Genomic DNA, 13,480 nt, shown 5'->3' with positions numbered 1-13,480 from the left:
CTTTTACACATCAGCATTGTCCCAAAACCTTTCAATCGCCGATCATCTGCACAGGGTTGAGATCACCCCTCGCGCGGGCTGTGCTAAACTGACGCACGCCACATTTGCCCTGGCATCCCATTTCGCCAAAGCACAAAGGATTTTATCTGTTATGCCAATGCGTAAAGCACACTTTGTTCGCCTTCTTCCTCTTGCAAGCTTAGTCCTTGCCGCCTGTTCGATTAACGCGCCGAAAGGCCCGGCGACCAGCCCGACTTCACCGCAGTGGCGTGAACACGAAGCTCAGGTTAAACAACTCGAGCATTATCAGACCCGCGGTTCTTTCGCTTATCTTTCCGATAAACAGAAAGTCTATGCCCGCTTCTTCTGGCAACAATATTCCCCTGACAGCTACCGTTTATTGCTGACCAATCCGCTGGGCAGCACGGAAATGGAATTAAAAGTGCAAAGCGGTATTGCGCAGTTGACCAACAATGAAGGCAAGCATTACACCAGTGATAATCCGGATGACATGATCCAGAAACTGACCGGCATGTCGATTCCGCTGGCTAATCTGCGTTTGTGGATGCTCGGTTTGCCGGGTGACGGCACCGATTTCACCCTCGACAGTCAGTACCGCCTGTCACAAGTTAAGTTCACGCAGAACGGAAAACCAGGCACCGTGGTGTATCAGAGCTATGACGAGGATGCCAAACCGTCCCTGCCGCAGCGTCTGGAAATGACCCAGGGAGAACAGCGTATCAAGCTGAAAATGGATAACTGGACGCTAAACTGAGATGACGCAGCAATGGTGGCCTTCTCCGGCTAAACTCAATTTGTTCCTTTATATCACCGGCCAGCGCCCGAATGGCTACCATGATCTGCAAACACTGTTTCAGTTTGTGGATTACGGTGACAGCCTGAGTTTTAAAGTCCGCGACGACGGCGATATCGTGCTGACCACGCCAGTTGAAGGCGTTGCAGATGACGAGAATCTGGTGGTACGCGCCGCCCGTCTTCTGCAACAGCACGCGGGCACGTCTCAGGGGGCAGACATTACCTTGCAAAAACGAATTCCAATGGGCGGCGGTCTGGGCGGCGGTTCTTCCAACGCCGCCACTGTGCTGGTGGCACTGAATGCGATATGGAATTGCGGCCTTTCTGATACCGAACTGGCTCAGATGGGTGTGACGCTGGGCGCGGATGTGCCGGTCTTTGTGATGGGCCATGCTGCTTTTGCTGAAGGGATTGGCGAGATTTTGCAGCCGGTCGAACCGGCGGAAAAATGGTATCTGATCGCCCATCCGGGTGTCAGCATTGCGACGCCGGTGATTTTCAGCGATCCGCAACTGACCAGAAATACACCAAAACGCACTGTAAATGTGCTTTTAGACACGCCTTACGCAAATGATTGCGAACCGATTGCGAGAAAACGTTTTTACGAGGTTGAACAGCTACTTTCTTGGCTGTTAGAATACGCGCCGTCGCGACTGACCGGAACGGGTGCCTGTGTGTTTGCGGAATTCGACACCGAGTCTGCCGCCCGTCAGGTTTTAGACAAAACACCATCGTGGAGTCGGAGTTTTGTCGCACAAGGTGTTAATATCTCGCCGTTGCACCGTTTTCGTGACGTCTGGTTGAGAACTGCGGGCAAAGCGTAGAGAGTCACGGTAGTTTTGTGTCTGTTCTTTGCCAGCCAATTATTCAACAGATTTAAGTAGTAAGATTTAGAAGTATCGTGAGCATAATGCTTTGGTACCGCTCACCGCCCGGTGGTGCCAAAAGCCAATGTCTTCCCTGGACGCAAGCCTGAGGTTCTTCTCGTGCCTGATATGAAGCTTTTTGCTGGTAACGCCACCCCGGAACTAGCACAACGTATTGCCAACCGTTTATACACCAGCCTTGGTGACGCCGCCGTCAGTCGTTTCAGCGACGGTGAAGTAAGCGTGCAAATTAACGAAAATGTACGTGGCGGAGATATTTTCATTATCCAGTCCACCTGCGCGCCTACTAACGATAACCTGATGGAACTGGTCGTAATGGTTGATGCCTTACGCCGCGCCTCCGCTGGTCGTATCACAGCCGTTATTCCTTACTTCGGCTATGCACGTCAGGATCGCCGGGTGCGTTCTGCCCGTGTGCCTATCACCGCTAAAGTTGTTGCTGACTTCCTGTCCAGCGTCGGTGTTGACCGTGTTCTGACTGTAGACCTGCATGCAGAGCAGATTCAGGGCTTCTTCGATGTCCCGGTAGACAACGTGTTCGGCAGCCCTATTCTGCTTGAAGACATGTTGCAACAGAACCTGGAAAACCCGATTGTGGTTTCTCCGGATATCGGCGGTGTTGTTCGTGCCCGTGCTGTGGCAAAACTGCTGAACGATACCGATATGGCTATCATTGATAAACGTCGTCCACGCGCAAACGTTTCTCAGGTGATGCATATCATCGGTGACGTCGCTGGTCGTGACTGCGTACTGGTTGATGACATGATCGATACCGGCGGCACGCTGTGTAAAGCTGCCGAAGCACTGAAAGAACGCGGTGCTAAACGCGTATTCGCGTATGCCACCCACCCGATTTTCTCCGGCAATGCAGTGGAAAACATCAAAAACTCCGTCATCGACGAAGTGATTGTCTGTGACACCATCCCGCTCTCCGCTGAAATCCGTGCACTGAAAAAAGTGCGTACCCTGACCCTGTCAGGCATGCTGGCTGAGGCTATCCGCCGCATCAGCAATGAAGAATCCATTTCTGCGATGTTCGAGCATTAATCATTATGCCCCTGTTTTCAGGGGCATTTTGTTTTGACAGAACCTGAAATGCAAAAACCGTTATCGTGTGAGCGACAACGGTTTTTTTATTACCAAAGAAGCCAGATTACAGCCTGATAAACTCAGGAATGACGGTGTGACTTACCGTTCGTGCAGCGGGAATCAAAGTGACGAACCCACCAGTACCTGTCTGCAACACGCTCCTGTCCACCGACTCTGGCTCCCGCCAGCCATAAAATGGCGCCGACGAAGATGCTACCAATTGCGCCATGCGCTAAAAATTGTGGTAACCCCAGTTCAGGCATCTGATTCAGGATGGAATAACCAACACCACCGACCATTGTGAGCAAACCGAGTCCCATCAGGCCATTGCCGATTATTCTTGCGGTTTTACGTTTCATAAGTCACCTCCAGTTGTCGATAGTCTTAGCATCACTGCTGTCTTGTCTTTTCCTGCCTTTAACTATAGACGTCCCATCCGGTTCACTTTGCGGTCACGATCACAGACAGAGAACATTGAATGACAAATCTTTACGTTTTCCAGTCAGATACGTTCGGAAAGTGAATAGTCAGACACGTAAACTATTCAAAATCTGGCACATCAGGCGGGTTTGCCCTGTCTGATATTTGGCACAGCCCAAAGTGACAGGTAAACTAGCGCGCTAAACCTCACCGGATAAAGAAGCGAACATCGTGAGCAGCATTAAATTGATCGTTGGACTGGCCAATCCCGGCGCAGAATACGCCCAGACCCGCCATAATGCCGGCGCCTGGTACGTCGACCTTCTCGCACGCCAGCACAACCAGCAACTGAAAGAAGAAAGTAAGTTTTTTGGTTATACCGCCCGCCTTTCTCTGGCCGGTCAGGACGTCCGTCTGCTGGTGCCGACCACCTTTATGAACCTGAGTGGCAAAGCGGTTCTGGCGATGGCGCAGTTCTATCGCATTGAGCCAGATGAAATTCTGGTCGCGCATGACGAGCTGGATATCCCGCCGGGCATGGCGAAAATCAAGCTGGGTGGGGGTAACGGCGGCCACAACGGCCTGAAAGATATTCAGAGTAAATTCGGTAACAACCCGAACTTCTACCGTCTGCGTATCGGTATCGGGCATCCTGGCGATAAAAGCAAAGTGGTGGGATTTGTGCTCGGCAAGCCGCCAGCCAGTGAACAAAAGCTGATTGACGACGCGATTGATGAGTCGCTGCGCTGTACTGAGTTGCTGATGAAAGAAGGTTTGGAAAAAACCATGCGTCGCCTGCATACCTTCAAAGCTGAGCTTTAACCGCCGCTTTTGACAAGAGTGTTAGCCGGGTGCAAAAGAATCGAGCCTGGCTAACACCTGAAATTTTAGAAATATAACTAACCGACTTTATTTAAAGCGGCTCATCAAAACGCAGCAAACGCCCCGCATTCCCCAGCACCAGCAAAGTGCTGAGATTATGCAGCAACGCGGCAATCAGTACGCCCCCCACGCCTAACCACCCCATCGCGGCCGCCGCCATCACCACCAGCGTCCAGCCCAGCCCAATGAACACATTGATTTTCAGCGTCCTGCGGCAGGCACGGCTCAGTCGGACACAGGTGCCGAGACGGCGTAAGTCGCTGCCGATCAGCACCACGTCGGCGGAGGCGAGCGCGATATCACTGCCGCCCGCCCCCATCGCAATCCCCACCACCCCAGCCTTTAGCGCCAGCGAATCATTAATGCCGTCACCGACCACCATCGGGCGGTAACCCTGCACAATTTCAGCGGAGACCTGATGCAGTTTATCTTCCGGTAAAGCCTGCGACACCACATCACTGATGCCCAGTTCTCCGGCAATACGCTCAGCCACGCTGGCGCGATCGCCGGTCAGCAGCAGTTGTCGCTGCAGGCCAAGCTGACGCAGTTCAGCTAACGCCGTGTGCGCCTCAGGCCGCAATGAATCTGCCAGCAACAGCCAGCCGAGAAAATGCCCGTTCAGCGCCAGACCAACCAGCGGCCCGTCATGTTCAGGTACGACGGTCATCGCGATAGTGTTCTGGCTGAAGAATGCCGGGCGCCCTAACAGCGCCTCGCCTTGCGCAGTTTGCGCCCGCACGCCCATGCCCTGCTGTTCCGACACGTCTTCCAGCGGTAAGTATTGTTCACGCGGCAGTAACTTAGACAGCGCACGGCTGACCGGATGGCTGCTCGCCGCGCCCAGACTGGCCGCCAGACGGAGCACGGCGTCAGAGGATTGATGCTCTGCCAGCACCGTGCGTTGCAGATGCAGTTCACCGTGGGTCAGCGTGCCGGTTTTATCCACTACAATGGCATTCAGATCCGCCAGTTCCTCAAGAAAAGCGGAGCTGCGGATCAGAATGCCGTGACGCGCGGCCACGGCAATACCGGCGATTGCCGTGGCCGGTGCGGAAAGCACCAGCGCGCACGGACAGGCCGCTACCAGTACCGCCAGCATGGCGTGAGCATCACGGGTGATAAACCAGGTCGCCGCCGCAATCAGCAAAATCAGCACCAGATATTGCCCGGCGTAACGCTCGAGCAAACGGGTGATCGGCGGTTTGGCATGCTCCGCTTTTTGCATCAACGCAATCACTTTTCCGAGCGTAGCATCCGCACCGGTGCGCGTGACTTCAACGCAAAGCAATCCGTCGAGGTTGATGGCACCGCCGAACACATCGTCACCCGCGCAGGCTTCCTGTGGCACCGATTCGCCGGTGATCGGTGCGGTATCGAGACTGGCGCGACCTGATAACACACGGCCATCGGCGGGCAACCGGTCACCGGCGCGCACTTCAATCCGGTCACCGGTTCGCAACCGGTGGTTATCGATTTCCTCAATCTCACCATCGGGCAAAATCCGCCGGGCGCGGCTGCGGGTCAGATGGCTGAGCGCATCGATGGCTTCCTGCGAACCGATAACGCTGCGCTCTTCCAGAATATGACCAAAAATCATAATGCCCGGCAGCAACGCGGCGGTCATCAGGTCTCCTGTGGCCCACGCGCCAAGCATAGCCAGCGCAATCAACTGATCGGTGACGCCGTGCAGGCTCGGGCTGCGCAAACTATAAATTGCCGAGCGCAGCACAGGAACTGCCACCAGCAATGACGCCACACCAAACAGAATTTGCCCGACATCACTTTGCTGTGGAAACAACCATTGCCAGATCCAGCCGCACAGCAGCAGACCAAACGCCGCCATCGCCAGAAGCAGCTGTACAGCCATGCTTCGCTGTTCATGGCGCGTTAACAGCACGCTTTTCGCTGCCGGTTCTTCAGAAGTAAAAGAAGTCACAGGGCAATACCTCAGGGTTGAGAGGATGGACGGTCTGGCCCCGGCAGGATCAGATGTGCATCGTCATGGGGATCAACGGCAGTGACGCCGCCCGCATGGGCAAGGATTGCCGGCATCCGTTCACGCCACAGACGCCACAGTAATTCAGGTGAATGATCATTCGCCAGTTGCACCACAGTTGCAGTCTCCGTGGAAGCCCGGGCTATCTGTTCGCTGGCTTTGGCATGGGAGACCTGTAAGGTGCGATCTGCCGCCTGAACCGCCTCCTGATGCACACTGGCAGCCTCATTACTCGCGCTGGCGATGTTCTGATCCGCCTGCTGACTGGCTGTCAGTACGGCATTAAACGCCTCAACCGCCGACGGTGGCAGAGAAGACTGCACGTCAACGCGACGGACTTCGATACCGGGGTTGCTGCCTGCAGCTCTCAGGGCGGCGAGTTGCTGATTAATGCCCTGACGTAAATCGCCACGCAGCCGTTCCCGTCGTTCGGCGATATGGCTGTCGTTACCCACCATTTCCGGCCGCGCGACCAGAATGGTATCCAGATCGCGTGAGGCACAAATCGCCACCGCCGCGTGCTCGGTTAAACGATCCAGGGCCGGTAACAAGTGTTCACCCTGCAACACAAACGCCACCGGATCGGTAATCACGTAATACACCTGCACATCCAGCTGAACCACGCCGGAATCACCGGTCAGCAAATACCCCGCGCCCGCGACGGCATCACTTTTCTCGCCGCCGGTATTGGTCCACGCAGGCACAATGTTTTCTCTGAGCAACGCGGTCACGTGATGCTCGATTACCCGGTCAGCGGCAGGTAAAATTTCTACCTGCTCCAGCGGTTCCGGCCACGCAAGCAACAACCCGGCTCCCGCCGTGCGGGAAACCGCACCAAAGCGCATCACCACCGCGCGCTTATCCGGCTCTATCTGCCGCACATTGGAGAACAGCCAGTTCGCGGCGGCAATCAGCGTCATGGCAAACAGCGCCAGACAGGCTATGCGTCCTGCCTGAAACCACGCATTCCCCTGAAAGCGGGACAACGGATTCATGGCCGCGGCCCGTTGCTGGCGGCGGGCAAAGCGGGCGGACCTTCAACCAGTTGCCGGAACGGTGCGGCATCAGTGCGCAGCACCAGCCGGGTGCCCGGCGTGATCACGCTGTTGAGCGTGTCAAGCGAGCGCAACAAATCGTACAATTCGGGGTTACTGGTCCGGGCTTTAGCGTATATCGCCGCGCTCTGAACCTGCGCCTGCGCTTCAATATTGGCTGCGCTGACCGACGCATCGGCCTTAATCACACGGGCATCGCGTTCGGCGGAAGACCGGATTTCAGCCGCCTGACGCTTACCTTCGGCGGACCGCTCGGTGGCAATGGTTTCCCGTTCTGCCCGCATGCGATCCACGGTGGCATCTAACGTCACCGACGGTAATGTCAGCCGTTCAACGCCGACCTGCACCAGTTCAATGCCATAGCTGTCGAGCAACTGGCGGGCTATCTGATCATGCAAATGCTGTTCAAAACCGGAAAGGCGGATTTTACTGGCATCAGTGTTAACCAGATCAGCCAGTGCAAAACCGCTGGTGGTGGTTTCCAGCGCCGAACCAATAAACGTTCGTATCTGCGCGGCGGCCATATCCGGCTGATTTTGTACCGCGCGGATAAAACGCTGCACATGCTGAGGATCGTTTTTCACCTGCCAGACAGTATAAGCCTGAACAATGATCCGCAGACCGTCACGGGTGCCGACATCCTGCAACCCACTGGACGTGGTGCGGATACGTAAATCCACCGGGATCGCGGTCTCCAGCGGCACCGGCAGATGCCATGCCAGCCCCGGTTGCAACAGCACACGCACCGGATTACCAAAGCGCGTGATCACCATCGCTTCGCCGGAACGCACCTGCACCAGACAGGCGGTGGCGGCAATCAGGGCCACCAGTACGATAGCAATCGTAACCCGTCGCCAGAGTCCAGGGGCCGCCGGGCCGGAATGATGATGGTGATGTCCGGCACCGTGATGATGTCCGCCATGTGCATCGTGATCGTGTCCATGGGCTTCAGGTTGTTGGGAATCATTCACCGGGTAGTCTCCGCGTTGACAGAATGCGCCGCTTTATCCGCTTCGGGCGTAAATGGCAGGGTAAAATTTCTCAGATCCAGCACCGGCGAAGTCCCGCCGCCAATACGGTGATCAACAATCAGAACTTCCGGATGCTGCTGCATCGCCAGAATCAGCTGACTAAAATAACGGTCGGTCAGGAACGACTGTCCGCCAGCCTGATACGCCTGATTTTCTGCGTTAAAGCGCAACGCCATGACCTGCGCCTGATCGAGATTTTCGTGGCTTTGTGCACTGGCGGTATCCTGCGCCAGACGGGCAAATTGCTGTGCCGCATTCAGTTGCTGCGCGGCCTGCCCTTTCTCTCCGGCGATGGCGCTTTGGGCCAGAATTTGTGCCGCCTGTACGCTGTGATAAGCATCCGCCGCACCCGCAGGTGGATGGATTGATTCAATCACCGTAGCCAGCAGTTCCACGCCGCTGTTGAGATGATCAAGCTGGCTCTGTACTTTCCGGCCAATATCTGCGGCAAGGCGTGTCTGATCACTTCCCAGCAGGCTGTCGAGCGTACGCGAGGAAAAATCATGCACCAGCACCTGGTTGGCAATACTGCGGATCAGCACCGGCATATTGTCGGTGTGATAGAGGCTCGCCATCGCCGCGCCGTCATTCATGGCGATGCGGTACACAAAGCGGACATCCATATTCATGATTTGAAAACTTTGCCTGTCACGGGTGGCACTGGCGATGATTTGTGATTTATCGCTGCTGTGGCCGGAGTCCCACAGACGGTTTGCGCTTTCAGGCGCCGGGCCTTCGGCGGTATCAGCCACCGTGACCGGTGTGGTGGTGACCGGTTCTTCGGAACCGGTGGTGAGTTCATGTACTTCGCCGTTATCAACCATCCGCGTACGGCCAAATGGCCACGGCAGACCCGCATGTAAACCGGGTTGTCGGACCGCCACCGGTTTGCCGAAGGATTCATAAATTCCGCGCTGGGTCAGCGGCACCTCGCTGATGCCCGTCAGCAGCCAACCGGTCAGCAACAAGATTGCGGCCAGCGGTAACAGTGCACGGCGCATAAAATGAAACGCCCAGATCTGACGAAGATCGATACCAAAATGCTGATGCAGTTCGTTTTGCACAAACTGTAACGGACGCGGCGGCCAGCAAATCTGCGCGGCCAGCAGGCTGCCCGCAATAAACTCCGGCTCTTTATCCTCACGCGGCGGCGAAAACATCGCCATCAGCGCCCGCAGGAAAAGCTCCAGCGCCACCATCCCCGGTAATAATCCGGTGAGCATCAGCAGGTGAGCTGGCCACACCGAAGCCTCACGGGCAAACATCAGGGCTAATGCACTCAGCAAAAACACGCCAATCATCATGCGCATCATCGGTGCGAGCTTTGCTGCTTCCGGCCATTCCAGCGGGTTTTTTAGCGTCCAGTGACGCTCCAGAACCAGTACAGCAAAGGCGCAGAGAATGAATACCGAACCGGCAAAATACCCCGCCTCACCGGCGTCATTGGCCGGTATTGGCAACTGCCATAACACACTGATGAGCACAATTGCGGCAAACGCAGGAAGCGCCTGGAAGAACACATGCGCGTCAACATAACGTAAAACAGGACGCATCCAGGGGCGGGAAATCAGACGTTGGGAAAATCCGGAAGACGCTTCCGGCATGGCGGTTTCAACAGCAGGCGCAAATTGTTGCGTCCGCCAGCGGGAGATACGCCGGGCACATTGCAGGGAGGCAGCGCAAACCCACATCGCCGCCATGATGTTGCCGGTCACCCAGGGCCACACCGATGCCGGAGAGACCAGATACAGCATCAGCAAGATCAGATACATCACGCTGCTGATCACCATAATGGGGTTGATCAGCCCGCTCAGCCAACGCGTGTGGGTGGCGGCAGACTGAAAGCGCAGCTGTTTACTGGCGTTATCCGTCCCGGATACTTTGTCTGTACTCATGTCCGCTCCGGCAGTGGAAAAAATACCCCGCAGCGCAGGCCTGAAGCCAGTTAGTGCGAAGTTGACCGGGCGTAACGGTATAACATTACAGAATTTTCAGCGATATGAATTTGGCCGCTTTTTTGCCCCGAATTGTAAGCATTTATCTTTAAAGGGCCACAAGCGGGTGAATAACGAAAAAGGTGCCGTTTTTAAGCGACACCTTTGAGGTTTCAGAGATTATCTTCAGCCACGTAATATTGCGGGTCGTCGAGTTCGTGAGAACAGAATGGCCCGGCTTTTTTGAGCAAACTCACGCAATCATTGCTCAGATGACGCAGGCGAATGGTTTTACCGGCATCGAGATAGCGCGTGGTCAGTTTATCAATCGCCTCCACTCCGCTCGAATCCATGACCCGCGTACCGGCAAAATCCAGCACTACATTTTGCGGATCGTTTTCAGGATTAAACAGCTCGGCAAAGGTCGCGGCAGATCCGAAGAACAGCGGCCCGTCCAGCTTATACACTGCCAGGTCGCCTTTAGTTTTATGCTCTCGCACACGGATACGCGCCTGCTGCCAGGCAAAAACCAGCGCAGAGATAATCACGCCACTGATCACCGCCACGGCAAGATCGGTGAAAATCGTGATGACGGTGACAATCAGCATCACCAGTACATCAGCTTTAGGCATGCGGCGAAGACGGCGCAGCGAACTCCACTCAAAGGTGTTGTAGCAGACCACCAGCATAATGCCCGCCAGCGCTGCGACCGGCAGCAAGCCAATATAACCGGACAAACTGACCACAAACAGGATCAGTAAAATGGCGCCGACTGTACCGGAAATTCGCCCCCGACCGCCGGAGGTGAAATTAATGATCGATTGCCCAATCATCGCGCAACCGGCGAAGCAACCGAACAGACCGCAAATCGTATTCCCCGCGCCCTGCGCAATACTTTCACGGTTGCCGTTGCCCTTCTGATGACCCATTTCATCAAGCACGGTCATCGTCAGCAGCGATTCAATCAGGCCAACCAGCGCTATCACTACCGCATAGGGCAGCACGACTTTCAGCATCTCAACATTGAAAGGCGCAACCGGCAGGCTGAAGTGCGGCAACGCCCCTGAAATATCTGCCAGGTCACCCACGCGCAAGGTGTGCAGGTTAAAACCGATCGCTACGGCCGAAACGACGATCAGCGCTGCCAGCGAAGAAGGAATAATTTTGGTCAGTTTCGGGAACAGCACCACCACCAGAATCGCCAGCAACACCAGTCCGTACATCAGCAGTCCCTGCCCGGCAATCATGTGCAACTGCGCCAGCATAATGACAATTGCCAGCCCGTTCACAAAGCCGTGAACCGCAGGTAACGGCACCAGCCGGATAAATTTCCCGAGGCGGAAAACACCAATCAGAATCTGAATCACCCCGGCAAAAATGGTCGCCCAAAGCACGTATCCCATACCGTGTTGTGCCGCCAGACTCATCAGCACCACCACAATGGATCCCGCTGCACCGGACACCATGCCCGGTTTACCGCCGAACAGTGCCGTCACCAGCCCGATAATAAACGCCGTGTGCAAACCGACAATCGGCGACAATCCGGCAACCAGTGAAAACCCGACCGCTTCGGGGACCATTGATACCGCCACCACAAATCCGGCCAGCGTTTCGTTCTTCATTTCAGACAACTTCAGACCACGCGGATTAAACATAAAACATCCGGTACATTTCCCGATCAGTTAAAAAATTGTGACAAGTATCTAAAAATGAACCAGGCGAGGCAAGGTTTATCCTGTGTACTGACAACAGTGGCGGCCACAAGCGGATCGAGATAAATGCGGTTCTCGTGTATAATGCGGGGAATTGTGGTCATTACATCGTGCGGTTATATTTAATCGTTTGATAATTAAGATATTAAGGTGAGAAAAACATGGGATTCAAATGCGGTATCGTCGGCCTGCCGAACGTCGGTAAATCTACTCTGTTCAATGCGCTGACCAAAGCGGGTATCGAAGCAGCAAACTTCCCGTTCTGCACCATCGAACCGAATACCGGTGTGGTACCAATGCCCGATCCGCGTCTCGACCAGTTGGCCGAGATTGTAAAACCGCAGCGTATCCTGCCAACCACCATGGAATTCGTGGACATCGCGGGTCTGGTCAAAGGCGCATCTAAAGGTGAAGGTCTGGGTAACCAGTTCCTGACTAACATCCGTGAAACTGAAGCCATCGGCCACGTTGTGCGTTGTTTCGAAAACGACAACATCATCCACGTTAACAACAAAGTGGATCCGGCTGATGACATCGAGGTTATCAATACCGAACTGGCATTATCTGACCTCGACACCTGCGAACGCGCGATTCACCGTGTGCAGAAACGTGCCAAAGGCGGTGACAAAGATGCGAAGGCAGAACTGGCCGCACTGGAAAAATGCCTGCCACAGCTGGAAAACGCTGGCATGCTGCGTGCACTGGATCTGACAGAGGAAGACAAAGCGGCCATCCGCTACCTGAGCTTCCTGACGCTGAAACCCACCATGTACATCGCCAACGTTAACGAAGACGGTTTCGAGAACAACCCTTACCTCGACGTCGTACRCAAAATCGCAGAGGCCGAAGGCTCCGTGGTCGTTGCTGTTTGTGCAGCGGTTGAATCTGACATCGCCGAACTCGACGACGCTGACCGTGAAGAATTCATGGCTGAACTGGGCATTGAAGAGCCGGGCCTGAACCGCGTGATCCGCGCCGGTTACGAACTGCTGAACCTGCAAACCTACTTCACCGCTGGCGTGAAAGAAGTTCGTGCATGGACCATCCCTGTCGGCGCAACGGCTCCGCAAGCCGCAGGTAAAATCCACACTGACTTCGAGAAAGGCTTCATCCGCGCACAAACCATCGCGTTCGAAGACTTCATCACCTACAAAGGTGAGCAAGGCGCGAAAGAAGCCGGCAAAATGCGTTCAGAAGGCAAAGACTACATCGTTAAAGATGGCGATGTGATGAACTTCCTGTTCAACGTCTGAACCGAACTTCAGTTTCCGCTCCACACAGAATCCACGCCCTTGCGTGGATTTTTCTTTTTTATCCCCCCCCTAAAATCGCCCTCAGCTCCTAATGCCGGTCACTTAAGGTGACCGGCATTGTTTTTTAAGGGATATTTTGACCTTTTTTCTCTCACTTCCCTCGCATATTCACGCTCACGCCTCGAGGGCAGCTTTAGCATCGCTGCGTTGCTGTAAAAATGCTTCAGATGACCCGGGATGGCTCCCGCTGATGCCCACGGCAGCCCGATTAACAACCGTAATATCTCCGACACTGCACCGCTAAAACTCAGCTGATAAGGCAGATAATCTCCCTTCAGGCTGAACGCCATCTTGATCATCTGGTAACGAATAAGGTTATAACTCAGCAGGATACCCCACAGTTCC

11 protein-coding genes and 1 pseudogene are annotated in these 13,480 nt (G+C 55.0%); 5 read left to right on the top strand and 7 right to left on the bottom strand.

The window, feature by feature from the left end:
- Positions 1–151: 151 nt before the first annotated feature.
- The 3 genes from lolB to prs all read left to right on the top strand — a co-directional run bounded on the left by lolB (position 152) and on the right by prs (position 2,750).
- Positions 152–775 carry a lipoprotein insertase outer membrane protein LolB gene (gene lolB, locus AC1DUO_RS00060; RefSeq protein WP_013575589.1) on the top strand — a complete coding sequence of 208 codons (624 nt, stop codon included), beginning with the start codon at positions 152–154 and terminating at the stop codon, positions 773–775.
- A 1-nt stretch (position 776) separates the two neighbouring features.
- The gene (gene ispE, locus AC1DUO_RS00055; RefSeq protein ID WP_013575590.1) at positions 777–1,640 is read left to right on the top strand and encodes a 4-(cytidine 5'-diphospho)-2-C-methyl-D-erythritol kinase; all 864 of its coding nucleotides are present in this window, start codon (positions 777–779) and stop codon (positions 1,638–1,640) included.
- 162 nt (positions 1,641–1,802) lie between these two features.
- Positions 1,803–2,750 (top strand): ribose-phosphate diphosphokinase, encoded by a 948-nt coding sequence (gene prs, locus AC1DUO_RS00050; RefSeq protein WP_013575591.1) that lies wholly within the window; start codon positions 1,803–1,805, stop codon positions 2,748–2,750.
- Between the two features lie 122 nt (positions 2,751–2,872).
- On the opposite strand, the gene ychH is transcribed toward prs, so the two are convergent.
- Entirely contained in the window at positions 2,873–3,151 is a 279-nt protein-coding gene (ychH, locus tag AC1DUO_RS00045; RefSeq protein ID WP_013575592.1) for a stress-induced protein YchH, read from the bottom strand.
- 292 nt (positions 3,152–3,443) lie between these two features.
- Between ychH and pth the strand changes: the two genes are divergently transcribed.
- Entirely contained in the window at positions 3,444–4,034 is a 591-nt protein-coding gene (pth, locus tag AC1DUO_RS00040; protein WP_037034067.1) for an aminoacyl-tRNA hydrolase, read from the top strand.
- Between the two features lie 91 nt (positions 4,035–4,125).
- On the opposite strand, the gene AC1DUO_RS00035 is transcribed toward pth, so the two are convergent.
- The 5 genes from AC1DUO_RS00035 to AC1DUO_RS00015 form a co-directional block, all read right to left on the bottom strand.
- Entirely contained in the window at positions 4,126–6,030 is a 1,905-nt protein-coding gene (locus AC1DUO_RS00035) for a heavy metal translocating P-type ATPase (protein WP_119261660.1), read from the bottom strand.
- An 11-nt stretch (positions 6,031–6,041) separates the two neighbouring features.
- Entirely contained in the window at positions 6,042–7,085 is a 1,044-nt protein-coding gene (hflK, locus tag AC1DUO_RS00030) for a protease modulator HflK (RefSeq protein ID WP_119261661.1), read from the bottom strand.
- The gene (gene hflC / locus AC1DUO_RS00025) at positions 7,082–8,116 is read right to left on the bottom strand and encodes a protease modulator HflC (RefSeq protein WP_119261662.1); all 1,035 of its coding nucleotides are present in this window, start codon (positions 8,114–8,116) and stop codon (positions 7,082–7,084) included. The genes hflK and hflC overlap by 4 nt, the downstream gene beginning before the upstream one ends.
- Positions 8,113–10,071 carry an SPFH domain-containing protein gene (locus AC1DUO_RS00020; protein ID WP_119261663.1) on the bottom strand — a complete coding sequence of 653 codons (1,959 nt, stop codon included), beginning with the start codon at positions 10,069–10,071 and terminating at the stop codon, positions 8,113–8,115. Before AC1DUO_RS00020 ends, hflC begins: the two co-directional genes overlap by 4 nt.
- 212 nt (positions 10,072–10,283) lie before the next feature.
- Positions 10,284–11,765 (bottom strand): SulP family inorganic anion transporter, encoded by a 1,482-nt coding sequence (locus AC1DUO_RS00015; protein ID WP_119261664.1) that lies wholly within the window; start codon positions 11,763–11,765, stop codon positions 10,284–10,286.
- A gap of 218 nt (positions 11,766–11,983) precedes the next feature.
- On the opposite strand from AC1DUO_RS00015, the gene ychF reads away from it, so the two are divergent.
- Entirely contained in the window at positions 11,984–13,075 is a 1,092-nt protein-coding gene (gene ychF, locus AC1DUO_RS00010) for a redox-regulated ATPase YchF (RefSeq protein ID WP_477986109.1), read from the top strand.
- 98 nt (positions 13,076–13,173) lie between these two features.
- Here ychF and AC1DUO_RS00005 read toward each other — a convergent pair.
- Positions 13,174–13,480 (bottom strand): annotated as a pseudogene (locus AC1DUO_RS00005) (IS4 family transposase); the annotation flags it as partial.

It is taken from the genome of Rahnella sp. P4_A8 (genome assembly GCF_056402435.1).
This window is presented reverse-complemented; position numbering and strand designations above follow the sequence as displayed.